Source organism: Nocardioides imazamoxiresistens (assembly GCF_032378595.1).
GTDB lineage: Bacteria > Actinomycetota > Actinomycetes > Propionibacteriales > Nocardioidaceae > Nocardioides > Nocardioides imazamoxiresistens.
This window is the reverse complement of record NZ_JAVYII010000008.1, coordinates 114,718-139,019: the sequence shown is the minus strand read 5'-3', so window position 1 is coordinate 139,019 and position 24,302 is coordinate 114,718. Positions and strand designations below refer to the sequence as shown.

Annotated in this window: 26 protein-coding genes; 8 read left to right on the top strand and 18 right to left on the bottom strand. The window is 74.5% G+C overall.

What is annotated here, in order from left to right:
- Positions 1-6 precede the first annotated feature (6 nt).
- A complete protein-coding gene (locus tag RDV89_RS17210) occupies positions 7-219 on the top strand; it encodes a hypothetical protein (RefSeq protein ID WP_315734987.1) in 213 nt (70 codons plus the stop codon).
- A 14-nt stretch (positions 220-233) separates the two neighbouring features.
- Here RDV89_RS17210 and RDV89_RS17205 read toward each other — a convergent pair whose 3' ends face one another.
- A complete protein-coding gene (locus RDV89_RS17205; RefSeq protein WP_315734985.1) occupies positions 234-1,157 on the bottom strand; it encodes a 2-hydroxyacid dehydrogenase in 924 nt (307 codons plus the stop codon).
- Between the two features lie 63 nt (positions 1,158-1,220).
- On the opposite strand from RDV89_RS17205, the gene RDV89_RS17200 reads away from it, so the two are divergent.
- Positions 1,221-1,808, top strand: a complete 588-nt coding sequence (locus tag RDV89_RS17200; RefSeq protein WP_315734983.1) for a GNAT family N-acetyltransferase — start codon at positions 1,221-1,223, stop codon at positions 1,806-1,808.
- On the opposite strand, the gene RDV89_RS17195 is transcribed toward RDV89_RS17200, so the two are convergent.
- Positions 1,769-2,821 (bottom strand): NAD(P)-dependent alcohol dehydrogenase, encoded by a 1,053-nt coding sequence (locus RDV89_RS17195; protein WP_315734981.1) that lies wholly within the window; start codon positions 2,819-2,821, stop codon positions 1,769-1,771. The two genes, RDV89_RS17200 and RDV89_RS17195, sit on opposite strands and share 40 nt — an antisense overlap.
- A gap of 136 nt (positions 2,822-2,957) precedes the next feature.
- On the opposite strand from RDV89_RS17195, the gene RDV89_RS17190 reads away from it, so the two are divergent.
- Positions 2,958-3,800 carry a helix-turn-helix domain-containing protein gene (locus RDV89_RS17190; RefSeq protein WP_315734979.1) on the top strand — a complete coding sequence of 281 codons (843 nt, stop codon included), beginning with the start codon at positions 2,958-2,960 and terminating at the stop codon, positions 3,798-3,800.
- Here the strand turns inward: RDV89_RS17190 and menD are convergent.
- The 3 genes from menD to RDV89_RS17175 are packed head-to-tail and all read right to left on the bottom strand — an operon-like array spanning position 3,788 to position 7,532.
- Positions 3,788-5,479 (bottom strand): 2-succinyl-5-enolpyruvyl-6-hydroxy-3-cyclohexene-1-carboxylic-acid synthase, encoded by a 1,692-nt coding sequence (menD, locus tag RDV89_RS17185; protein ID WP_315734977.1) that lies wholly within the window; start codon positions 5,477-5,479, stop codon positions 3,788-3,790. The genes RDV89_RS17190 and menD overlap by 13 nt on opposite strands.
- The gene (locus tag RDV89_RS17180; RefSeq protein ID WP_315734976.1) at positions 5,476-6,459 is read right to left on the bottom strand and encodes an o-succinylbenzoate synthase; all 984 of its coding nucleotides are present in this window, start codon (positions 6,457-6,459) and stop codon (positions 5,476-5,478) included. Before RDV89_RS17180 ends, menD begins: the two co-directional genes overlap by 4 nt.
- Complete coding sequence (locus RDV89_RS17175) at positions 6,456-7,532, bottom strand: AMP-binding protein (protein ID WP_315734974.1); 1,077 nt, start codon at positions 7,530-7,532, stop codon at positions 6,456-6,458. The genes RDV89_RS17180 and RDV89_RS17175 overlap by 4 nt, the downstream gene beginning before the upstream one ends.
- 43 nt (positions 7,533-7,575) lie before the next feature.
- Between RDV89_RS17175 and RDV89_RS17170 the strand changes: the two genes are divergently transcribed.
- From RDV89_RS17170 to RDV89_RS17160, 3 genes are all read left to right on the top strand, one after another.
- Positions 7,576-8,466 carry a 1,4-dihydroxy-2-naphthoate polyprenyltransferase gene (locus RDV89_RS17170; RefSeq protein ID WP_315734972.1) on the top strand — a complete coding sequence of 297 codons (891 nt, stop codon included), beginning with the start codon at positions 7,576-7,578 and terminating at the stop codon, positions 8,464-8,466.
- Between the two features lie 15 nt (positions 8,467-8,481).
- Positions 8,482-8,739 (top strand): hypothetical protein, encoded by a 258-nt coding sequence (locus tag RDV89_RS17165; protein WP_315734970.1) that lies wholly within the window; start codon positions 8,482-8,484, stop codon positions 8,737-8,739.
- 64 nt (positions 8,740-8,803) lie between these two features.
- A complete protein-coding gene (locus tag RDV89_RS17160) occupies positions 8,804-8,938 on the top strand; it encodes a hypothetical protein (RefSeq protein ID WP_315734968.1) in 135 nt (44 codons plus the stop codon).
- Between the two features lie 7 nt (positions 8,939-8,945).
- Here the strand turns inward: RDV89_RS17160 and cds1 are convergent, their stop codons facing one another.
- Together cds1 and RDV89_RS17150 are read right to left on the bottom strand one after the other, a co-directional pair.
- Complete coding sequence (gene cds1 / locus RDV89_RS17155) at positions 8,946-10,046, bottom strand: L-cysteine desulfhydrase Cds1 (RefSeq protein ID WP_315734966.1); 1,101 nt, start codon at positions 10,044-10,046, stop codon at positions 8,946-8,948.
- Position 10,047: 1 nt separating this feature from the next.
- On the bottom strand, positions 10,048-10,317 hold the full coding sequence (locus tag RDV89_RS17150; protein WP_315734964.1) for a DUF4229 domain-containing protein: 270 nt from the start codon (positions 10,315-10,317) through the stop codon (positions 10,048-10,050).
- A 57-nt stretch (positions 10,318-10,374) separates the two neighbouring features.
- Here RDV89_RS17150 and RDV89_RS17145 point away from each other — a divergent pair, with 57 nt between their 5' ends.
- Entirely contained in the window at positions 10,375-10,692 is a 318-nt protein-coding gene (locus tag RDV89_RS17145) for a hypothetical protein (protein WP_315734962.1), read from the top strand.
- Between the two features lie 93 nt (positions 10,693-10,785).
- On the opposite strand, the gene ccsB is transcribed toward RDV89_RS17145, so the two are convergent.
- The 6 genes from ccsB to hemL form a co-directional block, all read right to left on the bottom strand.
- On the bottom strand, positions 10,786-11,829 hold the full coding sequence (gene ccsB, locus RDV89_RS17140) for a c-type cytochrome biogenesis protein CcsB (protein WP_315734960.1): 1,044 nt from the start codon (positions 11,827-11,829) through the stop codon (positions 10,786-10,788).
- On the bottom strand, positions 11,826-13,457 hold the full coding sequence (resB, locus tag RDV89_RS17135) for a cytochrome c biogenesis protein ResB (RefSeq protein ID WP_315734958.1): 1,632 nt from the start codon (positions 13,455-13,457) through the stop codon (positions 11,826-11,828). The genes ccsB and resB overlap by 4 nt, the downstream gene beginning before the upstream one ends.
- Positions 13,454-14,212 (bottom strand): cytochrome c biogenesis CcdA family protein, encoded by a 759-nt coding sequence (locus RDV89_RS17130; RefSeq protein ID WP_315735128.1) that lies wholly within the window; start codon positions 14,210-14,212, stop codon positions 13,454-13,456. The genes resB and RDV89_RS17130 overlap by 4 nt, the downstream gene beginning before the upstream one ends.
- Before the next feature lie 63 nt (positions 14,213-14,275).
- The gene (locus RDV89_RS17125) at positions 14,276-14,881 is read right to left on the bottom strand and encodes a TlpA family protein disulfide reductase (protein ID WP_315734956.1); all 606 of its coding nucleotides are present in this window, start codon (positions 14,879-14,881) and stop codon (positions 14,276-14,278) included.
- The gene (locus RDV89_RS17120) at positions 14,878-15,582 is read right to left on the bottom strand and encodes a histidine phosphatase family protein (protein ID WP_315734954.1); all 705 of its coding nucleotides are present in this window, start codon (positions 15,580-15,582) and stop codon (positions 14,878-14,880) included. Before RDV89_RS17120 ends, RDV89_RS17125 begins: the two co-directional genes overlap by 4 nt.
- A gap of 29 nt (positions 15,583-15,611) precedes the next feature.
- Complete coding sequence (gene hemL / locus RDV89_RS17115) at positions 15,612-16,958, bottom strand: glutamate-1-semialdehyde 2,1-aminomutase (RefSeq protein ID WP_315734952.1); 1,347 nt, start codon at positions 16,956-16,958, stop codon at positions 15,612-15,614.
- A gap of 211 nt (positions 16,959-17,169) precedes the next feature.
- On the opposite strand from hemL, the gene RDV89_RS17110 reads away from it, so the two are divergent.
- On the top strand, positions 17,170-18,495 hold the full coding sequence (locus RDV89_RS17110; protein ID WP_315734949.1) for a lytic transglycosylase domain-containing protein: 1,326 nt from the start codon (positions 17,170-17,172) through the stop codon (positions 18,493-18,495).
- Between the two features lie 91 nt (positions 18,496-18,586).
- On the opposite strand, the gene hemB is transcribed toward RDV89_RS17110, so the two are convergent.
- The 5 genes from hemB to RDV89_RS17085 are packed head-to-tail and all read right to left on the bottom strand — an operon-like array spanning position 18,587 to position 24,273.
- Positions 18,587-19,597: a porphobilinogen synthase gene (gene hemB, locus RDV89_RS17105; RefSeq protein ID WP_315735126.1), complete on the bottom strand. Its 1,011-nt coding sequence runs from the start codon at positions 19,595-19,597 to the stop codon at positions 18,587-18,589.
- Positions 19,594-21,291 carry a bifunctional uroporphyrinogen-III C-methyltransferase/uroporphyrinogen-III synthase gene (locus RDV89_RS17100; RefSeq protein WP_315734948.1) on the bottom strand — a complete coding sequence of 566 codons (1,698 nt, stop codon included), beginning with the start codon at positions 21,289-21,291 and terminating at the stop codon, positions 19,594-19,596. Before RDV89_RS17100 ends, hemB begins: the two co-directional genes overlap by 4 nt.
- Complete coding sequence (hemC, locus tag RDV89_RS17095; protein ID WP_315734947.1) at positions 21,288-22,250, bottom strand: hydroxymethylbilane synthase; 963 nt, start codon at positions 22,248-22,250, stop codon at positions 21,288-21,290. The genes RDV89_RS17100 and hemC overlap by 4 nt, the downstream gene beginning before the upstream one ends.
- Positions 22,247-23,551 carry a glutamyl-tRNA reductase gene (locus RDV89_RS17090; RefSeq protein WP_315734945.1) on the bottom strand — a complete coding sequence of 435 codons (1,305 nt, stop codon included), beginning with the start codon at positions 23,549-23,551 and terminating at the stop codon, positions 22,247-22,249. Before RDV89_RS17090 ends, hemC begins: the two co-directional genes overlap by 4 nt.
- Positions 23,548-24,273 carry a redox-sensing transcriptional repressor Rex gene (locus tag RDV89_RS17085; protein ID WP_315734943.1) on the bottom strand — a complete coding sequence of 242 codons (726 nt, stop codon included), beginning with the start codon at positions 24,271-24,273 and terminating at the stop codon, positions 23,548-23,550. The genes RDV89_RS17090 and RDV89_RS17085 overlap by 4 nt, the downstream gene beginning before the upstream one ends.
- Positions 24,274-24,302 lie beyond the last annotated feature (29 nt).

Here is a 24,302-nt window from a genome sequence, read left to right as displayed (position 1 = left end):
GCGAAGATGAACGACAGGGAAACAGCAGGCCAACTGATCGACTTCTCGGTCGTCGCGTCCGAGCCCGCCCCGCCCCACGACGTGCCGGGCCTCCCCACGCCCGACGAGGTCGACCCCGGTGCCGTCCCACCCACGCCGCCGGACGGCGTACCCGTCCTGACGACGTCGATGGCCGGTCTCGTCAGCGGCTACCCGGTCGAGGAGACGCAGCCGCACTGAGGGCGCCGTGCGCGTCAGCGCGGCACGGCGTGCAGCGGCTCCTCGCCGGCCACGTGGCGGCGCAGGTTGTCGGCGATGATCCGGAACAGCCGCGGCCGCATGGCGGTGGTGCCGCCGGCGACGTGCGGGGTGATGATCACACCCGGGGCCTCCCACAGGGGGTGGTCGGCGGGCAGCGGCTCGGGGTCGACGACGTCCAGCGCGGCGCGCAGCCGGCCCGCGGTGACCTCGGCGAGCAGCGCGTCGGTGTCGACGACCTTGCCGCGGCCCACGTTGACCAGCAGGGCGCCGTCGGGCAACGCCGCGAGGAACGCCGCGTCGACCAGGCCCTCGGTGCGCTCGGTCAGCGGCGTCACGATCACCACGATGTCGATGTCGGGCAGCAGGTCGGGCACCTCGTCGATGCCGTGGACGTGGCCGAACGGGCCTTGGCGGGGCGACGTCGCGACCGGGACGACGTCGCACTCGAAGCCGTCGAGGCGCCGGTGGATGGCCTGGCCGATGGAGCCGTAGCCGACGAGCAGCACCCGGCGGTCGGCGAGCGAGGGGCCGTGGTTGTACTGGTCCCACTCGTGCCGCTGCTGCTGGGCGAACCAGCGCGGCAGGTCGCGCTGCGCGGCCAGCACCAGGGCGACGGCGAGCTCCGCCGTGCCCGCGTCGTGGACGCCCGCGGCCCGGCACAGCGGCACGTCGTCCGGCACGTGGGGCAGCAGGTTGTCGACACCCGCGCTGGGCGCCTGCACCAGCTTGAGGGCGGGCATCCGGCCGATGATCGCCGGGTCGGCGGGGCCGAAGTAGGGCGGCACGTAGACCTCGACCTCGTCGATGCCCTCCGGCTCGTGCTCGCCGTCGTAGCGCGCATACGTCAGGCTGTCGGGCAGCGGCCCGACGACCTCCTCGACCTCGGACCGCTCGTACTCCATCCACACCGTCGCCATGTCCCCACCCTAGGGACCGGTAAATACGTGGCGGTCCCGGCTCCCCCGCGGTGGGATGGCCCCGTGAGCTCGTTCCCCTCCGCCGTCCTGCTCCGGCCCGCGGCCCCGGCCGACGCCGAGGCGGGCGCTCGCCTGCACGCCCGCTGCTGGAGCGAGGCGTACGCCGACCTCATCGCCCCTGAGCGCCTCGAGCGCGTCGTCGCCGCCCACGACGAGCGGGTGGCGATGTGGGAGCGGATGGTGACCGGGGCGCACCCGCCGCTGCTGGCCGTGCGCTCCGGCCTCAGCGGCGCCGAGGAGCTCGTCGGCTTCGCCACGGCCGGGCCCACGCGGGAGGTCGACGCCCCGGCGCCGCTGCACCTGTACGCCCTGTACGTGCGGCGCTCCGCGTGGGGCTCGGGCGTCGGCGCCGCCCTGCTCGGCGAGGTCACCGGCGGCGCCGCGTGCTCGCTGTGGGTGCTCGCCGACAACCCCCGCGCCCACGCCTTCTACGCCAAGCACGGGTTCGCCCCGGACGGGACCACCCTGCACGACGCGGACATCGACGCCCACGAGGTGCGGCTGGTCCGCCCGGGGCGGACCGGTGCGGTGCCGGCGGGAGCCGGCCGGGCTCAGGCGTCGAACGACGCGATGTCGATGACGAACCGGTAGCGCACGTCGCTGTTCACGACGCGGTCCCACGCCTCGTCGACCTGGTCGACGGTGATCTTCTCGATCTCGGCGCCCAGGCCGTGCTCGGCGCAGAAGTCGAGCATCTCCTGCGTCTCGCGGATGCCGCCGATCTTGGAGCCGGCCAGGCTGCGGCGCATGCCGGCGAGCGAGAACGCGCGGAAGCTGTCCGGGGTCTCGGGGATGCCGACGTTGACCATGGCGCCGTCGAGCCGCAGCAGGGACAGGTAGCGGTCCAGCGGCAGGCTGACGGCGACGGTGTTGACGATCAGGTCGAAGGAGCCGCGCAGCTCCTTGAACGTCGCCTTGTCGGAGGTGGCGTAGTAGTGCTGCGCGCCGAGCCGGCGGCCGTCCTCCTCCTTCGACAGGCTCTGGCTCAGCACGGTCACCTCGGCGCCCAGGGCGGACGCGATCTTCACGCCCATGTGCCCGAGGCCGCCCATGCCGACGATCGCGACCTTCTTGCCGGGGCCCGCGCCCCAGTGGCGCAGCGGCGAGTACAGCGTGATGCCGGCGCACAGCAGCGGGGCGGCCACGTCGAGCTCGATGCCCTCGGGGATGCCGAGCACGTAGTTCTCGTCGACGACGATGCTGCGCGAGTAGCCGCCGTGGGTCGGCGAGCCGTCCGCGTACTGGCGCGAGTTGTAGGTGCCGACCTCGCCGCGCAGGCAGTACTGCTCCTCGCCCGCCCGGCAGTTCTCGCACTCGCGGCACGAGTCGACGAAGCAGCCGACGCCGACGCGGTCGCCGACGGAGTAGCGCGTCACGTCGCTGCCGACGGCGGCGACGGTGCCCGCGATCTCGTGGCCGGGGACGAGCGGGAAGATCGCCTCGCCCCACTCCTCGCGCGCGGTGTGGATGTCGGAGTGGCAGATGCCGGCGTACGCGATGTCGATGACGACGTCGTGGGGGCCCGGGTCGCGGCGCTCGATCGTGGAGCGCTCGAACGGCTCGCGGGCGCCCGAGGTGACCAGGGCGTCGACGGTCTGCGGCATGGGTGTCTCCTGTTGCTGGGGGATCGCTTCTGCTCCAGTGAACAGGCACGGTCCGCGCCGGGGAGGTCGCTGGCTGGCCCTGGCAGGGCCACCTTGGGCGCGGCCCGGGGCCACGGGCCCTGGCAGGATGTCGGGCGTGCCCTCCTCCGACCTCCGCGACTTCCTGCGGGCCGCCCGCTCCCGCGTCGCGCCCGACCCGGCCGCCACCGCGGGCGACGCGGCCGTGCGCACCCGGCGCGTGAAGGGTCTGCGTCGTGAGGAGGTCGCCCGGGCCGCGGGCGTGAGCGTCGACTACTACACGCGCCTCGAGCAGGGTCGGGCCGGAGCGGTGTCGTCCACCGTGCTGACCGGCGTCGCCCGGGCGTTGCGGCTCAACGCCACGGAGCAGGCGTACTTCTTCGCCCTGGCGGGCGACCTCCCCGCCGTCCGGCCCGACGAGGCCGACGCGCCGCCGCAGCGGGTGCGCGCCGGCGTGCACCACCTCATCGCCGGGATGCCGGACCGGCCGGCGATCGTGCACGGCACCGGGCTGCAGGTGCTCGCCATGAACGAGCTGGCCCGCAAGGTCTTCTTCGACGCCGAGGCGCTGCCGTTCCGGGAGCGCAACCTCGCCCGGTTCACCTTCCTCGACCCCGCCGCGCGGGAGCGCTACGTCGACTGGGCGGAGGTCGCCTCGACCACCGCCGCCGTGCTGCGCGCCGACGCCGGCCTGCACCCCGACGACCGCGCCCTGCACGAGCTCGTCGGCGAGCTCAGCGTGCGCAGCCCGGAGTTCGCCGCGCTGTGGGCGGAGCACCGCGTGCACGACTGCGCGTTCGGGACCAAGCGGCTGCGGCACCCGGCCGTCGGCGAGTTCGAGGTCGGCTTCGAGGCCTTCGACGTGCCGGGCTCGCCGGAGCACAAGCTGAAGATCTACACCGCGGCGCCCGGCTCCCCCGACGCCGACGCGCTGCGGCTGATCGCCAGCTACTCCGCCTGAGGCCCGGCGGCCGGCACGTCGGCGACCACCGCGCGCAGGCGCTCGTCCAGCTCACGGCGGTTGTCGCGGCGCACCCGCACCTCGACCACCTCGATCCCGCCGGCCGGGGAGGCGAGCGCGTGCTCGAGCTCCGGCAGGGACTCCACCCGCCAGTGCGGCGTGCGGGTCGCGGCGCACAGGGCGGCGAGGTCGACGCCGTGCGGCGTGCCGAACAGCGTGTCGAAGGCGTCGGCGTACGCGGGCGCCCCCTGCTCCAGCATCGCGAAGATCGAGCCGCCGTCGTCGTTGACGACGACCAGCGTCAGGTCCGGCCGCTCCTCGCGCGGGCCGAGCACCAGGCCACCGGCGTCGTGGAGGAACGTCACGTCGCCGAGCAGGGCGATCGAGCGCGTGGAGCGCGGACGGGCCAGCGCCGCACCGAGCGCGGTCGAGACCGTGCCGTCGATGCCGGCAAGGCCCCGGTTCGCCAGCACGAAGCGGCGCTGCCCGGCCGGCTGCGGCGTCGCCATCAGGTCGAGATCGCGGATCGGGCTCGACGCCCCGACGACCAGCAGGCCGCCGGGCGGCAGGGCCCGCGCGACCGCGCCGGCGACCTCGTACGGCGTCAGGTCCGGCTCGATCGCGAGCGCACGGTCGACGCGCCGGGCGGCCTCGCGGTCGGCGTCGGTCCAGGCCGCCAGCCAGCCGTCCGGCTCGCCCGGCCCCGCGCCTGCCGCCTCGACCGTGACGGCGTCGTGCTCGGAGGCCACCGGGAAGGGCCGGTCGGCCCAGCGGCCGGCGTGACGCCACGACACGACCTCGACGTCCGCGCGCTCGAGCAGCCGCGTGACCGGTCGCGACAGCGTCGGGTGGCCCGCGACGACGACCCGCTCGACCTGCGCCCCCAGGGGCCCGTCGAGCAGGAGGCGGTAGCAGCGCAGCGCGTGGGGGCCCGTGCGGGCGCCCGAGCTGGGCTCGGCCAGCAACGGCCAGCCGGCCGTCTCGGCGAGGATCCGGGCGGGCGGTCCCGCGTCGTCGCCCGCGACGACGACGGTGCGCGGGCCGCGGGGCAGGGCGTACGCCTCCCCCCGCTCGACCGCGTCGCGGTAGCGGCGTCCGAGCATCCCGCGCCCGGTCCCCCCGGGTCGCGGTGCCTCCGGTAGTTCTCGACTGTCGGAGGTGCCGCGACCGGAGACGGCGGGGACCAGCGGAGGCGTCAGCTGCACGTTGAGGTGGACCGGGCCGTCGCCGTCGAGCAGCGGCGCGGCCGCCGCCAGGTCGGTCGCGTCCGCGACGTCGGCGAAGGCGGCGGCGTCGCCGAACATCCGGACCTGGTCGGTCGTCTGGCTCGCCCCGGTGCCGCGCAGCGAGGCCGGCCGGTCGGCGGAGACCACGACGAGGCCGACAGCGCTGTGGGCCGCCTCCAGCACCGCGGGGTGCAGGTTCGCCACCGCCGTGCCCGAGGTGCACACGACCGCGGCCCGCGAGCCGCCGCGGGTCAGGCCGAGGGCGAGGAACGCGGCGGAGCGCTCGTCGATGCGCGTGTGCAGCCGCAGGCCGCCGGCGGCAGCCGAGGCGTACGCCGCGAAGGCCAGCGGTGCGTTGCGCGAGCCGGGCGCCAGCACCACCTCGCGCACCCCGGCGGCGACCAGGGCGTCGACGACGGCGCGCGAGAGGACGACGGAGGCGGGATCGGTCACAGGTCCTCCACGGCGGCGAGCCGCTCGGCCCACCAGGCCACGCGGTCGGGGGCGGCGGCGTTGCGGGCGAGCAGGGAGCGGTCGGGCACGAGGGAGCCGGACGCGGGCACCCGCAGCAGGCCGTCCACGGGCAGCATCGGGTCGACCAGCACGTCCGCCGCAAGCATCTGCACGGTGGCGAGCCCGCAGGCGTACGGCAGCTCGGGCAGCGCGGCGGCGAGCGCGACGCCGGCCGCGATCCCCACCGACGACTCGACGGCCGACGAGACCACCACCGGCAGGCCGATGTCCTCCGCGATCCGCAGGCAGGCGGCCACGCCGCCGAGCGGCTGCACCTTGAGCACCGCGACGTCGGCCGCCTCCAGGTCGCGCACCCGGTAGGGGTCCGCGGCCCGTCGGATGGACTCGTCGGCGGCGACGGGGACGTCGACACGGCGTCGCACCCGGGCCAGGTCCTCGACGGAGGCGACGGGCTGCTCGACGTACTCCAGCCCGCCCGCCGCACGGTCCAGCAGGGCGATCGCGCGCACGGCCTCGTCGACGTCCCAGGCCCCGTTGGCGTCGACGCGGACGCGCCCGCACGGGCCCAGCGCGTCCAGCGCGGCCCGCACGGCCTCGACCCGCGCCAGGTCGTCGGCCAGCGTCTGGCCGCGCTCGGCGACCTTCACCTTGGCGGTCGAGCACCCGCCCGCGGCCACGATCTGCGTCGCGCGGGCGGGGTCGCAGGCCGGCACCGTCACGTTCACCGGCACGGCGTCGCGCACCGGCGCGGGCCAGGCGCCGGCCGCGGCCTCCCGCGCGCAGGCCAGCCACGGTGCGGAGGTGGCGGCGTCGTACTCCACGAACGGCGACCACTCCCCCCAGCCGCCGTCGTGCTCGACCAGCGCGACCTCGCGCACGGTGATGCCGCGGAAGCGGGTGCGCAGCGGCAGGGACACGACGTGCAGACGCTCACCGGCCGCCGATCCGGCGGCGCTCACGACTGCTCCGCCCGGGCGAGGAGCGCGAGGCGGTCGGTCTTGCCGTTCGCCAGCAGCGGCAGCGCCTCGAGCACGAGCAGCTGGCGCGGTGCCCACGCGCGGGGGTGCGCGGCGGCGACCCAGTCGCGCAGCTCGTCCAGCGTCGGCGCCCCCGACCCGGCACCGGTGCCGGCAGTGGCGGTCGGCACCACGAACGCGACGACGCGGCGGCCCCACTCGGGGTCGTCGGCGCCGAGCACCTCGACCGCGGCGAGGCCCGGGTGCTCGCGCAGCCGCCGGGCGACCGCCGGACCCGGCACGTTCACCCCGCCCGAGACCACGACGTCGTCCACGCGACCCAGCAGCTCGAGCCGGCCGTCGGGGCCGAAGCGGCCGGCGTCGGAGGTGCGGAACCACCCGTCGACCAGCACCTCGGCGGTCAGGTCCGGGTCGTCGGCGTAGCCGTCGAAGAGCGTGGGGCCCGCGACCCGCACGCGGCCGTCGGCCTCGAGCTCCAGGCGTACGCCCGCCAGCGGCCACCCGTCGTAGACGCAGCCGCCGGCGGTCTCCGCGGAGCCGTACGTCGCGACCACCCGCACCCCGGCGGCCTCGGCGCGCGCCCGCAGCGCGGGGTCGATCGGTCCCCCGCCGAGCAGCACGGCGGCGAACCCCGCCAGCGCGGCCGTCGCCGCAAGGTCGTCGAGCAGGCGGGCGAGCTGGGTGGGCACGAGGGAGACGAGGTGCGGCGCGCCGGGCGCCATCGCCGCGACGGCCGCGGTCAGGTCGGGGTGCTCGTCGAGCACCACCGGCGCGTGGCCGGCGGCCAGCGAGCGGGCCACGACCTGCAGGCCCGCGACGTAGGTGGCCGGCAGGGTCAGCAGCCACTGGCCCTCGACGCCGAGGTGCTGCGCGGTGGCGACCCCCGAGGCGCGGATCGCCCGGCGCGAGAGCAGCACGCGCTTGGGCCGGCCGGTGGACCCCGAGGTCTCGACGACCAGGGGTGCCGGCTCGTCGGCCGCACCGAGCCAGGCCTCCGTCGCCGCGATCACCTCGGCGACGCTCCCGGAGACGGGGCGCAACGGGTCGACGGGCACCCCGGCAGGCTACTGGCCCGGCGCGGTGCTTGAATCACCGACCATGTCGACGTCTCTGGCCCACTGGATCGCGGGCGCCCGCCCCCGCACGCTCCCGGCGGCCGTCGCCCCGGTGCTCGCGGGCACCGGTGTGGCTGCGTACGCCGACGCCGCGGTCGCCTGGAAGGCCGTGCTGGCCGCCGTGGTCGCGCTCGCGCTGCAGGTCGGCGTGAACTACGCGAACGACTACTCCGACGGGATCCGCGGCACCGACGACGACCGGGTGGGGCCCCTGCGCCTGGTCGGCTCCGGCCTCGCGAGCCCCGGCGCCGTGAAGGCCGCCGCCTTCGGGTCCTTCGGCGTCGCGGCCGTCGCCGGCCTCGTGCTGGCCGCGACGACCGCGTGGTGGCTCGTCGCGCTCGGCGCGGTGTGCGTGGTCGCCGCCTGGTTCTACACGGGCGGGCGCAAGCCGTACGGCTACCTCGGGCTCGGCGAGGTCATGGTCTTCGTGTTCTTCGGCCTGGTCGCCACGGTCGGCACCACCTACGTCCAGGTCGGCGCGTTCACCGCCGACTCGCTGCCCGCGGCGCTCTACGCCGGCGGCGGCATCGGCGCGCTGGCCTGCGCGATCCTCGTGGCGAACAACCTGCGCGACGTGCCCACCGACACGGTCGCCGGCAAGCGGACCCTGGCGGTACGCCTCGGCGAAAGGCGCACGCGCTGGTTCTACGCCCTGCTGGTGCTGGCCCCCGCCGTCGACTTCGGCGTGCTGGCGGCCCTGACCACCCCGTGGGTGCTGCTCTCCCTCGTCTTCGTCCTGCCCGCCGGCGGCGCCGCCGGCATCGTGCTGCGCGGCGCCCGCGGCCCCGCGCTGGTCCCCGTGCTGGCCCGCACCGGCATCGCGGAGCTCCTCGCCGGCGTCGGCCTCTTCGCTGGTTTCGTCATCGGGGCCTGAGGGGACCGTCCGGCCGTGCTGGGCTCCCTGTTCACCGTGGCCTTCGTCGGCTTCTGGGTCGTCGGCCTGATCCTCAGCATGCTCGCCGTGGTCCTGGGCGTCCGCCTGCGCGCCCGCTTCGAACGTCCCGACCCCAGCACGGGCCTGTGGTCGTGGGTCTCGGAGCGCCACGGCGTCGGACCCTTCACCACGCTGACCTGGGCCGGCATGGTCGGCGTCCTCGTCTTCACCCTCGGGCTCGTGGCTTGGGCGATCCCGTCGGCGCTCGGCTGAGCCGCCCGCCCGGCGGGCGCGTCAGCAGGTTTCGGTGGAGGGCCACCGGCGTACCCTCGGCCCCATGTGGTTCCTCATCTTCTGCGCGCTCGTCGTCGGTGGCGTGCTCGCCTACGTCTTCCGGGTGAAGCTGCTCGCCAAGGTGCTCGGCCAGTCCGAGACCCGTGTGCGCGGACACCTGGAGCGCCGCCGCCGCTGAGCGGTCCTCAGAACGGTTCGCGCCACCGGCCGGTGGCGACGAACTCCTCGAGCGTGGCCGTGCAGGCGGCGACGTCGAGGCCCTGCGCCGCGACCCAGGCGTCGTCGTAGTACGTGTGCGCGTAGCGCTCGCCCCCGTCGCACAACAGCGTCACCACGGACCCCGCGCGGCCCTGCTCACGCAGGTCGGCGACCATCCGCAGCGCCCCCCACAGCGCGGTGCCCGTGGACCCCCCGGCCGAGCGACCCGTGACCCGCGAGCACCAGCGCGCCGCGGCGACCGACGCCGCGTCGGGCACGGCGAGCATCGCGTCGACGACGCCCGGCACGAACGACGGCTCCACGCGGGGTCGCCCGATGCCCTCGATCCGCGAGCTGGCCGCCACCACGTGCTCGGGGTCGTCCGCGGCGTAGCCGCCGATGAACGCCGAGCCCTCGGGGTCGGTGACGAGCACCCGGGTGTCGTGGCAGCGGTAGCGCACGTAGCGACCGATCGTGGCCGACGTGCCGCCCGTGCCGGCGCCCACGACGACCCAGGCGGGCACCGGGTGCCGCTCGAGGGCCATCTGCTCGAAGATCGAGTCGGCGATGTTGTTGTTGCCCCGCCAGTCCGTCGCCCGCTCGGCGTAGGTGAACTGGTCCATGTAGTGCCCGCCGGACTCCGCGGCCAGGCGCCGCGCCTCGGCGTACACCACCCCCGGGTCGTCGACGAAGTGGCAGCGGCCGCCGTGGAACTCGATGAGGGCGACCTTCTCGGGCGAGGTGCGCGCCGGCATCACGGCGACGAACGGCAGGCCCAGGAGCCGCGCGAAGTACGCCTCGGAGACGGCGGTCGAGCCCGACGACGCCTCGATCACCGTCGTGCCCTCGCGCACCCAGCCGTTGACGAGCGCGTAGAGGAACAGCGAGCGGGCCAATCGGTGCTTCAGCGAGCCGGTCGGGTGGACCGACTCGTCCTTGAGGTACAGGTCCACGTCCCACTGCGGCGGCAGAGGGAAGCGGTGCAGGTGGGTGTCGGCGGAGCGGTTCGCGTCGGCCTCGACCGTGCGCACCGCCTCCCGCAGCCAGTCCCGGTGGGCGGCGTCGCCGCGGGCGACGAGAGCGGACATCTCAGTCCTCGTCGTCCTCGCGGCTGCGAGCCTTCTCGTAGCCCTCCGAGATCCGCTTGGCGCGGTCGTCGATGCGCTGCGCGAACGCCTCGCGCTGCCGGTCCAGCACCAGGTAGGACAGGATCCCCGAGATCAGGAACGCGATCACCAGGGGGATGAACTGGATGGGCGCCTTGATGTCGGTGATGAGGGCGTAGACACCCAGGACGATGCCGTACGTCACGACGAACAGCACGAGACGCATCAGGGTGTAGACCGCGAACTCCTTCACGGGGAGCCAGCCTAACGATCGACCTCGGCCGCTGGTGAGGGTGGCTACGATGGAGGGGTGCTGAAGTTCGTGCTGGTCGTGGTCGTCGTCGCGGCGTGCATCTACTTCGTCGTGCGCGCCATGGAGAAGCGGGGAGGCCCCTCGCCCGGTGGCGGCCCGGCGAAGCGCAAGCCCGTGGCCCCGGACGACGACCCCGACTTCATCTGGGACCTGAACCGCAAGATCAAGGACCCGCGCAAGCCCGGCGGTGCCGGCGGAGCGGCCGGCGGAGCGGCCGGCGGAGCGGGAGGCGCACCGGGCGGCGCGGGAGGCGGCACGCCGCCCGAGAAGCCCGGCGGCGACAAGCCCGAGGACGAGCCCCCGGCGCCGGCCTGACCGGCTCCCACCGACGCGGAACGACCCCGGCCCTCGAGGCCGGGGTCGTTCCATGTCCGCCTGGTTCGGGCCCCTGTCGCGGGCCCGCGCCGCTCAGGCGTAGCTGTGCAGGCTCGACGTCGAGAAGAAGTTGATCCCGATGAAGTTGAACCACAGCGTGGCCAGACCGATGAGGGCCAGGATCGCGGCCGTGCGGCCTTTGAACCCGGCGGTCGCGCGGGCGTGGAGGTACGCGGCGTACACGACCCAGGTGATGAACGCCCAGACCTCCTTGGGGTCCCAGTTCCAGTACCGGCTCCACGCCTCGTGCGCCCAGATCGGTCCGGTGATGAGCACCGCGAAGGTCCACACCGGGAACGCGAACGCGTGCAGGCGGTAGGTCAGCCGGTCCAGGCCCACCAGGTCGGGCACGCGGGCGAGGTAGCCGCGCTGCGCCGGCGCCTCGGCCCCGTCACCGCCCGCGGCGACCTTCTTCTGCGCCCGCTCCTTCACCAGGTAGAGCCCCGCGGTGAAGCCGCCGACCGTGAACGCCGCCGTCGCGATCACGGCGGAGACGACGTGGATGACGAGCCAGTACGAGTTCAGCGCCTCGGTCAGCGGGGCGACCGGCTCGTGCAGCCAGATCACGTCGATCATCAGCACCGTCACGACGAAGCCCACGACGATCGGGCCCAGCCACGCGAGGTTGAAGCGGCGTAGCAGCACCAGGTAGGTCAGCGACACGAAGAACGTGCCGGAGAGCGTGAACTCGTACATGTTGCCCCAGGGCACGCGGGCCGGCTCGGCAGCGAGACCGCGCCCGAGCAGGGCGACGAAGTGGACGGCCGTGGCGATCACGGTCAGCAGCACGGCCAGCCGCTCGGCCATCGCCACCCGGCGCCGGGTCTCCTCACCGGCGGTGGCGACGACCTCGTCCTCGGTCCACGCCTCGTCGGTCGCGCCGCGTCGCCGTGCCCGCGACGCCGTGCCCCCGACTGCCCCGGCGCCCGCACCCACCGCCACGCGGTGGTCGGTCGCCAGCGGGACGCGCCGCAGGGAGGCCCACTGCCACAGGTAGGCGATGAAGGCCAGGAAGTACGTGATGCCGCCGATCGCGACCGCCTGGTTGCTCAGCTGCTCCCACGCCTCGTTGCTCACTGCTTCTCCCTCTCGTCGTCCGACGGCTGCGGACGCACCTCGTCAAGGATGCCCTGCAGCTCCTCCTCGCCACCACCGGCCCCGGTCGAGCGGTCGAGCAGCCCGATCGTGACCACGGTGGCGCCCGTCCCGGGCAGGTCGTCCGCACCGCCGGCCGCGCGCACGCGCACCCAGATCCGTCGCGGGCGGATGAACAGCGACCCGAGCAGCCCGACCAGCGCCAGCACCACGCCGCCGAGCGCGACGAGCTTGCCGGGCGTCTGGCTGATCTGGACGCGGTTCCAGCGCTCGTACCCGTCGAAGGTCACCGTGCCCAGCCCGCCCGGCAGCTCCGCCGTCTCGCCGATCTCGAGGTCGAGGCGCAGCGGGTTGCCCTCGTCGTCCACCTGCTGCGTCAGCCCGTCCTTCTCCAGCGAGTAGACGGACTGCCCGACGCCGCTGTCGACGCCCAGGTCGCCGGTGTAGATCGTCATCGACATCGCCGGCTCCAGCGCGTCCCCGAAGTACGAGTACGGCCCCGTCTCCATGTCGAAGCCGTAGGAGGGGTAGAACTCGCCCTCCAGGCCGACCTGGGTGTCGAGCCCGTCGGAGACCTTCACGACGCCGAACGAGCGGAACGACAGGTCGGTGGGCAGGAAGATGGTCGGGCCCGAGTACGCCACCGTCCCGTCGGGCGCGCGGACCGTCAGCACCGGTGCGTACCCGTGACCGATGAGGAAGACGTCGGTGCTGCCGATCGAGAGCGGGTGGTTGACCCTCAGGTCGTACTCCTCCGAGTCCCCCGAGGCCACGTCGTCGGTGTAGGTGAGGTGCGAGACGAACGACCGGGCCTGGCCGTAGGACGGCTGGGTCATGTCGTCGTACCACTCGATGTCGAAGTCGTCGACGGTGAACGCGAACGGGTCGAGGTCGTCCGAGGTCCACAGGCTGCCGGGGTCGAAGTCGTCGTACTGCGTCAGGTTGTTGGAGAACCCGTTGCCCACCAGCACGATCGCGCCGCCCTGGTAGCCGAGCATGCTGCCGGCGCCGAAGCCGACGAGCACGATCAGCACGGAGAGGTGGAACAGCAGGTTGCCCGCCTCGCGCAGGTAGCCGCGCTCGGCCGAGACCACCACGTCGCCGCCGGGGTCCTCGTCGGTGTCGACGACCCGGTAGCGCCGGCGCCGCAGGGCGCTCGCGAGCCGCGCGCCGGCGTCCTCGGCGGTCTCCTCGGTGCGGTACGCCGCGTGGTCGGGCAGGCGGGTCAGGTTGCGCGGGGCGCGGGGCGGGCGCGCCCGCACGGCCTGCGCGTAGACCTTGAGCCGCGGCAGGATGCAGCCCACCAGCGAGATCATCAGCAGGATGTAGGTGGCCGCGAACCAGGGCGAGTCATAGACGGAGAACAGCCCGAGACGCTCGTAGACGGGCGTCAGGTCCGGGTGCCGCTCCTTCCACTGCGTGACCTCGAACGAGTCGACGTTGTCCTGCGGGACGATCGAGCCGGGCACGGCGGCCAGCGCGACGAGCAGCAGCAGCACCAGCGCGGTGCGCATCGACGTCAGCTGGCGCCACGACCAGCGCAGCAGCTCGACGAAGGTCAGCTCGCCGGTGCGGCGCTCTGCCTCGGGCGGGTCGGCGGGGGTGCTCACACGCTCACCTCGAAGTCGGAGATCAGGGTGCGCTGGAGCTCCTGGACCAGCACGTCCCACCAGCCGGTCACGAGCAGCACGCCGACCGCGACCATCATCACGCCGCCGACGCGCATCACCACGACCTGGTGGCGGCGCAGCCAGGACACGGCCCGCATCGACCAGGCGAAGCCCAGGGCGAGCAGGATGAACGGGATGCCCAGCCCCAGGGCGTACGCGGCGGACAGCACGACGCCCCGGCCCACCGTGGCCTCGTTGAGGCCGAGCGTCAGGATCACGCCGAGGGTGGGCCCGATGCAGGGGGTCCAGCCGAGGCCGAACAGGAAGCCCAGCGCGGGCGCGGCCGGCAGCCCCACCTTCGGCACGGAGTGGAAGCGCCAGTCCCGGTCGAGGAACGGCAGGCGCAGCCAGCCGCCGAAGACGAGGCCGAGCAGGATGGTCAGGATCCCCAGCACCAGGGTCAGCGTGTCGCGGTAGCTCTCGAGCCAGAACGCGACCGAGGCGGTGGCCCCGGCGTACAGGACGAAGACGGTGGCGAAGCCCAGGACGAACAAGACCGAGCCCAGCACGAGGCGTCCGCGCCGCTGCCGGGTCAGGGTCGCCGTGCCGCCCGGGCGGGCGCCCGTCGCGTCGGCGACCTCGGTGGCCGACATGCCGGTGGCGTAGGAGAGGTAGCCGGGCACCAGCGGCAGCACGCACGGCGAGAAGAACGACACCAGCCCGGCGACGAGCGCGACCGGGACCGCCAGCAGCATGGAGCCGCTGCCGGCCGTCGCCTGGAACCAGTCACCCACGACGCACCGGCACCCGCTCGGCGCTCACCGACCGCTCTCCTCGAGAACGTCCTCGACCAGCTCGACCACGGTCAGCGCGGAGGGGACCCGACCGACGATGCTGGCCGCGACCCGTCCCTCGGCGTCGAGCACGAGCGTCGCGGGGATGGTGCGGGGGCCGAGCGCGCCGTCGAAGGCCAGCAGGGCGCGCCCGTCGCGGCTGTAGAACGAGGGGTACGGCACCTCGTACGTCTCCTCGAACGCGATGGCCTGGGCCGGGGAGTTGTCGCGGCTGTTGATGCCGACGAACGCGGCACGGCCCTCGAGCTCGTTCGCGGCGTCCACCAGGTCGGGCGCCTCCGCGCGGCACGGCGGGCACCACGAGCCCCAGACGTTGACGACCACGGGCGCCCCGCGGAAGTCCTCCAGCGAGAGGTCCTCGCCCTCCAGGTCCTCGCCCTCCAGGGTGACCGGCTCCCCACGGTCACCGGGGTCGACGGCCGAGACCTGGCCGTTGTCGGTGACGTAGCCCTGGTCGCCGGAGCCCTGGACGTCGTTGCAGCCGGCGACGACGAGCGTGCCGAGCGCGGCGCCCAGGAGGGCGCGCCGGACACGCGTGGCCCGCGGGGCGGGCCGGTGCTGCGGGGTCATCGGGGTCGGTGCTCCTCCGGGGCCCCGCCGGCGGAGAACGGCGCGCCCTTGTCACGGGTCGGGATCAGGTCGCCGGCGGGCTCGGAGTACGAGACCTGCGTGAGCACGTCGCCGCGGAAGTGCAGCGACGTCAGCGAGCACAGGGTGCACTGCCGCTTGCGCGGGTCGTGCAGGAAGGAGCGGCCCTCGGCGTGCAGCCGGGTGGTCCAGATCGGCAGCTGGTGCGAGACCAGGACGGCCTCGTTGGGCCTGCCGTCGGCCTCGACGGGCGCCGCGGCCGCGGCCTCCCGGGCGTCGTGGACGGCCGCCATCATCCGGGCGGCGACCTCGGTGAACGGCTCGCCCCACGAGGGCCGGAACGGGTTCCACAGGTGCCGCCACGTGCGGGGGTTGCGCAGGGCGTTGTCCCCGGGGGCGAAGCGGGACCCCTCGAACACGTTCGTCGACTCGAGGATGCGCGGGTCGATCACGGGCTCGACGCGGCGGGCCGCCAGCAGCGGCGCCGCGGTCTCGCGGGCCCGCTCGAGCGGCGAGACGCGCACGTGCACGATCGGACGGTCGCCGATCCGCTCCGCGACGCGCTGCGCCATCTCCTTGCCGAGGTCGGAGAGGTGGTAGCCCGGCATCCGGCCGTAGAGCACGCCGTTCGGGTTGTGCACCTCACCGTGGCGCAGCAGGTGGACGACGGTCTGGTCGCTCATCGGGTCCTCTCGTCCGGCCGGGGCCGGGGTCAGTACGTGGCCGCCGCGGCGCGGGCGGCCGCCGGCAGGGCGTCGAGCACCTGCTGCACGGCTCGGTCGTCGTGGGCGGCGGAGCAGAACCACACCTCGTAGGCCGACGGCGGCAGGTGGACACCGGCCTCCAGCATGGCGTGGAAGAACGCGGCGTACGCCGGCAGGTGCTGCCGGCTCGCACCGTCGAAGTCGCGCACGGGCGCCACGGGGGCGTCACCGGCGAGGAGGAACACGGAGAACATGGTGCCCGCACTCTGCGCGACGTGGGGTACGCCCGCCTGCGTCAGCGCCGCGGAGGCCCCCTCGCGGATCACGGTCGCGACGCGGTCCACGTGGGCGTACACCTCGTCGGTCGCGAGCTGCAGCGTCGTGAGGCCCGCGGTCGTGGCGACGGGGTTCCCGGCCAGGGTGCCGGCCTGGTAGACGGGGCCCGAGGGCGCGAGGTGCTCCATCACGTCCGCGCGGCCGCCGAAGGCCGCGGCGGGCAGACCGCCGCCCATCACCTTGCCGAACGTCATCAGGTCGGGCACCCAGCCCTCGTGCGCGCCGTCGAGGCCCCAGCCGCCGAGGCGGGTCGCGCGGAAGCCGGTCATCACCTCGTCGGAGACGAACAGCGCACCGTGGGCTCGACAGGTCTCGGCCAGGAACGCGTTGAACCCCGGCTCGGGCGGGACGATGCCCATGTTGCCCGGGGTCGCCTCCGTGATGAGGCAGGCGATCCGGTCGCCGTGCTCGGCGAAGACCTTCTCGACCGCGGCCCGGTCGTTGTAGGGCAGGACCAGCGTGAGGTCGGTGGCGGACTCGGGCACGCCGGGAGTGCCGGGGATGGCGAAGGTCGCGAGCCCGGAGCCCGCGCTCGCGAGCAGGGCGTCGACGTGGCCGTGGTAGCAGCCGGCGAACTTCACGACGACGTCGCGCCCGGTGAAGCCGCGCGCGAGCCGGATCGCCGACATCGTCGCCTCGGTGCCCGACGACGTGAACCGCACCCGCTCGACGGGCGTGCGGGACACGATCTCCTCGGCGAGGAGGACCTCGGGCTCGGTCGGCGTGCCGTACGAGGTGCCGCGCGAGACCGCGGCGAGGACCGCCTCCTGCACCTGCGGGTGGGCGTGGCCGAGCAGCATCGGGCCCCAGGACCCGACCAGGTCGACGTACTCGTTGCCGTCCACGTCGGTGATCCGGGCGCCGGCGCCCCTGGTGATGAAGCGGGGCGTGCCGCCCACCGCGCCGAACGCGCGGACCGGCGAGTTGACGCCACCAGGGGTGACCGCCGAGGCGCGGGCGAAGAGGTCCGCGGACCTCGTCGTGGTGCGTGCGGGACGGCTGGTCGTCGGGTCGGTCACCGCTCCAGTCTCGCCGATGTCGCCAACACCGGCGAAAACCGGGGCACGTGAAACGGCTGACACATCTCCTACCTCAAGGTATCTTCAAGATCGTCGTTGTTTCGGGTCAGGTCGTAACCTGTCGGGCACACCGGCGTTACCCACGTCACACGGGCTTGAGGGAGCCTCACACCAGCGTGTGCCTCCGACGGCGGCACCAGGGGAGACGAGAATGAGCAAGAGTCGCTTCGCGCAGTGGCAGAGGGCCACGACGCTCGCGCCCATCGCCGCGCTGTCGGCTGCCGCGACGGTCGTCGTCGCCGGGCTCGGCGGTCCGTCGGGCACGCTGGTCGCGGCCGACGACCAGGTCGCCGAGGGCGCCATCGTCGTCCCCGACCAGGCGGTCGAGGCCCCGGCGAGCGTGTCCGTCCCCGACGCGGTCTCCCCCAGCACCAACGCCGAGATCGTCGGCGCGTCCAGCACGAGCGGCATCCCGGCCACCGCGCTGGGGGCCTACCAGCGGGCGCAGACGATCATCAACGGCGCCGACACCACCTGCAACATCTCGTGGCAGCTGGTCGCCGCGATCGGTCGCGCGGAGTCCGACCACGGCCGGTTCGGCGGCAGCCAGCTCGACGACAAGGGCGTCGCGACCCCCGGCATCTTCGGCGTCCCCCTCGACGGCACGAACAACACCGCGCGGATCCTCGACACCGACGCGGGCGAGCTCGACAACGACACGACCTACGACCGCGCGGTCGGCCCCATGCAGTTCATCCCCTCGACCTGGCGCGTCGTCGGCGTCGACGCGGACCGCGACGGCGTCCGCGACCCCCAGAACATCCACGACGCCGCGCTGGCGACGGCCGTCTACCTCTGCTCCGGCGCCGAGGACCTCTCGACCGAGGCCGGCAAGCGCGCTGCCGTGAAGCGCTACAACAACAGCGACGCGTACGTGGACCTCGTGCTGGCCATCGAGGAGGCCTACCTCCAGGGCGAGTACACCTCGGTGCCGAACGCGGTCGCCTCCGCCAACTACTTCGTGCCCGACCCGGTCGCCCCGCGGCCCAACGACGCCGGCACGACCACGGGTGCGGCGTCCGGCAACGGCGCGACGCCCGGGGCGAACGGCTCGAACGGGACGGGCGGCGCCGGCGGCGCGGCGGGCGGCAACGGCTCCACGGGCGGCTCGGGCTCCACGGGCGGCTCGGGCGGCGGCTCCACCGGTGGCGGCTCCGGCAGCGGCGACGGCTCGACCGGTGGCGGCACCGGCGGCGGCACCGGATCGGGTGGTGGCTCGGGCTCCGGCGGCGGCGACGGCGGCACCGGCGGCGGCACCCCGGCCCCGGCGCCCGGCTCGCAGGACGGCGGCCTGGCCGACCTCGGCAAGGACCCGGTCGGCACGATCGAGGACACCGTCAAGGACCCCATCGGCACGGTCGGCAACACCCTGACCTGGGTCGGCGCCAGCCTCCAGTGCAACGCCCAGGGCAAGTTCGACAACATCTTCCGCAACGACGACCCGTGGGACCTGTGCATGAGGGCGCTCGGTTACTGACGCCCGATCCCCGACACGACGACGAACGGCCCCGGACCTCCTGGTCCGGGGCCGTTCGTCCGCGTCGACCGCGTCGAGCTGCTGCGTGAGGTCAGGGACGGAGCAGGCGGGCGGCCTCGGCCGCCCAGTACGTCAGGACGACGTCGGCACCGGCGCGGCGGATCGACATCAGCGTCTCGAGGATCGCCGGCTCGCGGTCGATCCAGCCCTTCGCGGCGGCCGCCTCGACCATCGCGTACTCGCCCGAGATGTTGTAGGCCGCGACCGGCACGTCCACCGCGTCGCGCACGCGCCGCAGCACGTCGAGGTACGCCAGCGCCGGCTTCACCATCACCATGTCGGCGCCCTCGGCGACGTCGAGCAGCGCCTCGCGCACGCCCTCGAGGCCGTTGCGCCCGTCCTGCTGGTACGTGCGCCGGTCGCCGACCAGCGACGAGTCGACGGCCTCGCGGAACGGGCCGTAGAAGGCCGAGGCGTACTTCGCGGAGTACGCCAGCACCGCGACGTCGCTGGCCCCCGCGCCGTCCAGCGCGGCCCGGATCACCGCGACCTGGCCGTCCATCATCCCGCTGGGGCCGACCACGTCGACGCCGGCGGCGGCCTGGGCGCGCGCCATCTCGGCGTACACCTCCAGCGTCGCGTCGTTGTCGACGCGACCGGCGGCGTCGAGGACGCCGCAGTGGCCGTGGTCGGTGAACTCGTCGAGGCACAGGTCGCTCATCACCGGCAGGGCGTCGCCCACCTCGGCGACGACGTCGGCGATACCCAGGTTGAGGATGCCGCCGGGGTCGACGGCGCCCGAGCCGCGGGCGTCCTTCGTCTCGGGAACCCCGAACAGCATGATGCCGCCGAGCCCCAGCTCCGCCGCCTCCACGGCGGCCGCGCGCAGGGAGTCACGCGTGTGCTGCACGACGCCCGGCATGGACGAGATCGGCACCGGCGCGTCGGCGCCCTCGCGCACGAACACGGGCAGCACCAGCTGGGCCGGTCGCAGCGACGTCTCCGCCACCAGCTCCCGCAGGGCGGCCGTGCGACGCAGCCGGCGGGGCCGGACGACCGGGCCCGCGGCCCGGTCGTCGCGGCTGCCCGCGTCGGCGCTCAGTTCGAGGCCTTCCGTCGCGCCGAGGTCTTGCGGTCCGACGGCTTCGTGACCGGCTGGCCCGACTCGACCAGAGCGAGACGGCGCGCGGCACCGAAGTCGGCGAGGGCGTCGACGAGCACCTCGACCGACGGCGAGGACGCCATGACGTCGACCCGCAGGCCGTGCTCCTCGGCCGTCTTCGCCGTGGCCGGCCCGATCACGGCGATCACCGTGGAGGGGTGCGGCTTGCCGGCGATGCCGACGAGGTTGCGCACGGTCGAGGACGAGGTGAAGACGACCGCGTCGAACTTGCCCGTCTTGATCGCGTCGCGCACGGGCGCGGCCGGCGGGGCGGCCCGCACGGTGCGGTACGCCGTCACGTCGTCGCACTCCCAGCCCTTGTCGATCAGGCCGGCGACGAGGCTCTCCGTCGCGATGTCGGCCCGGGGCAGGAAGACGCGGTTGATCGGGTCGAGGACGTCGTCGTACTCCGGCCAGGCCTCGAGGAGGCCGGCGGCGGACTGCTCGCCCTCGGGCACGAGGTCGGCGCGCAGGCCCCAGGCCGCGATCGCCTCGGCGGTCTTGTCGCCGACGGCGGCGATCTTGAGCCCGGAGAACGCGCGCGCGTCCAGCCCGTACTCCTCGAACTTCTCGCGCACGGCCTTCACCGCGTTGACCGACGTGAACGCGATCCACTCGTAGCGGCCCTCGACGAGGCCGCGCACGGCCTTGTCCATCTGCTGCGGGTTGCGGGGCGGCTCGACCGAGATGGTCGGCACCTCCTCCGGCACGCCGCCGTGGCCGCGCAGGCTCTCGGAGAGCGCGCCGGCCTGGTCCTTCGTCCGGGGCACCAGCACGCGCCAGCCGAACAGCGGCTTGGTCTCGAACCACGACAGCGTCTCGCGCAGGTCGACGACCTCGCCGACGACGGTGACCGCCGGCGGCTGGATCTTCGCGGCGCGGGCGTCGGCCGCGATGTTCTCCAGCGTCGAGGTGACCGTCTGCTGGGCGGTCGTCGTGCCCACCCGCGTCATCGCGACGGGCGTCGACGCCGAGCGACCGGCGGCGACCAGGGCCGTCGCGACCTCGGCGATCGGGCCGACCGAGCTGAGCAGCACGAGGGTGCGCCCGTCGGCGTACTGGCTCCAGTCCACCTTGTCCGTGCAGGCCACCACGGTGACCTCGCGGTGGCTGCGGGTGGTGAGCGGGATGCCCGCGTACGCCGGCACCGCGGTCGCCGCGGAGACGCCCGGGACGATCTCGAAGCCGATCTGCGCCTTCACGCAGGCCTGCGCCTCCTCGGGCCCGGAGGCGTAGAGGAACGGGTCGCCGGTCATCAGGCGCACGACGTTGGCGCCGCCCTTGGCGTGCTTGACGACGACCTTGGAGCGGGCGGCGTGCGTCAGCGGCTGGCCGTCCTCGCCGAAGCCGCCGTCGACGAAGCGGGGACCCTCGTCGACGACGGTCTCGTTGCCGTCGGCGTCCGTCTCGACGGTCGGCGTCGGCAGGCCGAGCACCGAGCGGACCATGGTCTCGTGGTCGGGGGCCTCCGTGACCACGACGTCGGCCGCGCGCAGGAGGTCGACGGCGCGCATCGTGAGCAGGCCGGGGTCGCCGGGGCCGCTGCCCACGAACGACACCCACCCCGTGCGGTTGGCCCTGCCGGTCTCGCCGGCTGCGGTCGTCGGGGTCGTGGACGTGGTTCGTCGCGTCATGCGTGCTGCTCTCCCACTCGGTCGGAGCCCTCTGGCTGAGGGCCTTCCATCAGATCGGCGGCACCGTCGGCCAGCATCTCCTGGCCGAGGCGGCTCCCGACGCCGTGGGCGTCGCCGGGGGAGCCGGTGGCGGACATCCGGACGCTCAGGGCGCCGTCGGTCGACATCACGACCGCGCGCACCCACAGCTCCTCGCCGTCGTCGCCCTCGACGACCTCGGCGAGCGCACCCACGGGGGCGGAGCATCCGGCCTCGAGCGTCGACAGCACCGCGCGCTCGGCGGTGACGGCGGCCCGGGTGGACGGGTGGTCGAGCGCGGCGAGCAGGGCGACGAGGTCCTCGTCGCCCGCGCGGCACTCGACGGCGAGCGCTCCCTGCCCGGGGGCCGGGAGCATCTGGAACGGGTCGAGCACCTCGGTGACCTCGCCGTCGCGGCCCAGCCGCGAGAGCCCGGCCTGCGCGAGCACGACGGCGTCGAGCCGTCCGTCCTCGACGTGGCCGATGCGGGTGCCGACGTTGCCGCGGATCGCGGTGATCTCGAGGCCCAGGCCGAGCGCCGCGAGCTGGGCGGCCCGGCGCGGCGAGCCCGTGCCCACGCGGCTGCCGACGGGCAGCTCGCCGAGCGTGAGGCCGTCCCGGGCGACGAGGGCGTCGCGTGGGTCCTCGCGCGGCGGCACCGCCGCGAGGGCGATGCCCTCGGCGGCGCCGGTCGGGAGGTCCTTGAGCGAGTGCACCGCGAGGTCCACCTCGCCCGCGAGCAGGGCGTCGCGCAGCGCGCTGACGAAGACGCCGGTGCCGCCGATCGACGCCAGCGGCGAGCGGTCGACGTCGCCGCGGGTCGTGACCTCGACGAGCTCGACCTCGCGTCCGGTGCGCTCGCGCAGCATCGCCGCGACGTGGCCGGACTGGGTGGTCGCGAGGGCGGAGGCCCGGGTGCCGAGCCGCAGGGGGGCGTTCACGGGCGGCCTCCCGGGCGGGTGACGGCGTCGACGGCGTCGGGGTCGAGGGCGAACAGCTCGGCCAGCGCCGCCGCGTACGACACCGCCCCCTCCTCGTTGGCCAGCTGCTTGACCCGCACGGTCGGCTGGTGGAGCAGCTTGTCCGCCACGCGGCGCACCGTCTGCAGCACCTCGGCGCGGGCCGCGGGGTCGAGGTCGGGCAGGCGGCCGTCGAGGCGCGCCATCTCGGTGTCGACGACCGTCGTGGCCATGGTGCGCAGCGCGACGACGGTCGGGGTGACGCTCGCCTGGCGGCGCGCGCTCGTGAAGGCGCTGATCTCCTCGGTCACGATGTCGCGCACGGCGTCGATGCCCGGCGCGACGTCGGCGACCCGCAGCTCCTCGGCCAGCCGCGCGAGCCCGCGCAGGGTGATGCCGGGCAGGTCGGCGACCGCGGGCTCCACGTCGTGCGGGAGCGCCAGGTCGACGACGGTGGTCGGGCGCGCCGGGTCGGCCTCGGCCGTCCGCGCGCGGGCCAGCAGGTCGCGGGTCAGCACGGTGCCGGTCGCGCCCGTGCAGGAGACCACCACGTCGGCGCCGACGAGCTCGCGCTCGAGGTCGGCCAGGGGCGCCACGCGGGCGCCGTACTCCCCCGCCAGCCGCTCGGCGTTGCCCGGCGTGCGGTTGACCAGCACGATCTCGGAGGCGCCGGCCCGCGAGAGGGAGGCGGCGGCCAGGGAGGCCATCGACCCGGCACCGACGATGACGGCACGACGCCCGGCGAGACCGCCGACGTCGGGCGCCGCGATCTCGAGCGCGGCCGAGACCAGCGAGGGCGCCGCACGGTCGATCTCCGTCTCCGCGTGGGCGCGCTTGCCGACCCGCAGCGCCTGCTGGAACAGGACGTTGAGCGCGGGGCCGACCGTGCCGAGCTCCTGGCCCAGGCGCAGGGCCTCACGGGCCTGGCCGAGGATCTGGCCCTCGCCGACGACCATCGAGTCGAGCCCGGCCGTCACGCGGAACAGGTGCGAGACCGCCGCGTCGTCGTAGTGCACGTAGAGGTGCGGCAGCATCGCGTCCGTCGTGGCGCCGGCCCGCTCGATCAGCATCCGCGAGATCGCCTCGATGCTGCCGTGGAAGCGCTCGACGTCGGTGTAGACCTCGAGCCGGTTGCACGTCGAGATCACCGTCGCCTCGGTGACGTGCTCGGCGCCGACCACGTCGACGACCAGCTTCTGCGCCGCGTCGGCGTCGAGCGCGAGGCGCTCGAGCACCGCCACCGGTGCGGAGTGGTGGGACACGCCCACGACGAGGACGCTCATCGGACCTCCTCCCCGCCGGCCAGCACGGCCGGCGACACCGACGACCCGGGCGGGTCGGTCGGCAGGTACTCCCCCGAACGGCGCTGCTCGTGGAACGCGAGGATCTGCAGCTCGGTGGAGAGGTCGACCTTGCGCACCTCGACCCCCTCGGGGACGGTGAGCACGGTCGGTGCGAAGTTCAGGATCGCGGCGACGCCGGCGCCGACGAGCCGGTCGGCGACCTCCTGGGCGGCCGTGGCAGGGGTGGCGACGACGCCGATCGCGACGTCGAGCTCGGCGACCACGCGCTCCAGCTCGGCGACGTCACGCACCTCGAGGCCCGCGACCGTCGAGCCGACCATGCGGGGGTCGGCGTCGAGCAGGGCGACGACCCGGAAGCCGCGCGAGCGGAAGCCGGCGTAGTTGGCGAGCGCCTGGCCCAGGTTGCCCAGGCCCACCACGACCACGTTGCGGTCGGTGGTCAGACCGATCTCGCGAGCGATCTCGTAGCGCAGGTGGTCGACGTCGTAGCCGACCCCGCGCGTGCCGTAGGAGCCGAGGTGCGAGAGGTCCTTGCGCAGCATCGCCGAGTTCACGCCCGCGGCGGCGGCGAGGTCCTCGCTCGAGCACGTCGCGGTGCCCGCGTCCGCGAGCGTCGTCAGGGCACGGAGGTAGAGGGGAAGTCGCGCGACGGTCGCCTCCGGGACACCCCGGGGGGCTTCGGCCGAACTCCGTGCAGTCAACGTTTCTCGTCTCCAGCCGCGAGCGAGCA

What these genes read in the sequence shown, in the direction of transcription:
- RDV89_RS17210 (WP_315734987.1), top strand. Translation starts at nt 7, where the DNA reads ATGAACGACAGGGAAACAGCAGGCCAACTGATCGACTTCTCGGTCGTC.
- RDV89_RS17205 (WP_315734985.1), bottom strand. Translation starts at nt 1,157, where the DNA reads ATGGCGACGGTGTGGATGGAGTACGAGCGGTCCGAGGTCGAGGAGGTC.
- RDV89_RS17195 (WP_315734981.1), bottom strand. Translation starts at nt 2,821, where the DNA reads ATGCCGCAGACCGTCGACGCCCTGGTCACCTCGGGCGCCCGCGAGCCG.
- RDV89_RS17170 (WP_315734972.1), top strand. Translation starts at nt 7,576, where the DNA reads ATGTCGACGTCTCTGGCCCACTGGATCGCGGGCGCCCGCCCCCGCACG.
- RDV89_RS17160 (WP_315734968.1), top strand. Translation starts at nt 8,804, where the DNA reads ATGTGGTTCCTCATCTTCTGCGCGCTCGTCGTCGGTGGCGTGCTCGCC.
- cds1 (WP_315734966.1), bottom strand. Translation starts at nt 10,046, where the DNA reads ATGTCCGCTCTCGTCGCCCGCGGCGACGCCGCCCACCGGGACTGGCTG.
- RDV89_RS17130 (WP_315735128.1), bottom strand. Translation starts at nt 14,212, where the DNA reads ATGCTGCTGGCGGTCCCGGTCGCGCTCGTCGCCGGGCTGGTGTCGTTC.
- RDV89_RS17125 (WP_315734956.1), bottom strand. Translation starts at nt 14,881, where the DNA reads ATGACCCCGCAGCACCGGCCCGCCCCGCGGGCCACGCGTGTCCGGCGC.
- RDV89_RS17120 (WP_315734954.1), bottom strand. Translation starts at nt 15,582, where the DNA reads ATGAGCGACCAGACCGTCGTCCACCTGCTGCGCCACGGTGAGGTGCAC.
- RDV89_RS17110 (WP_315734949.1), top strand. Translation starts at nt 17,170, where the DNA reads ATGAGCAAGAGTCGCTTCGCGCAGTGGCAGAGGGCCACGACGCTCGCG.
- RDV89_RS17100 (WP_315734948.1), bottom strand. Translation starts at nt 21,291, where the DNA reads ATGACGCGACGAACCACGTCCACGACCCCGACGACCGCAGCCGGCGAG.
- RDV89_RS17090 (WP_315734945.1), bottom strand. Translation starts at nt 23,551, where the DNA reads ATGAGCGTCCTCGTCGTGGGCGTGTCCCACCACTCCGCACCGGTGGCG.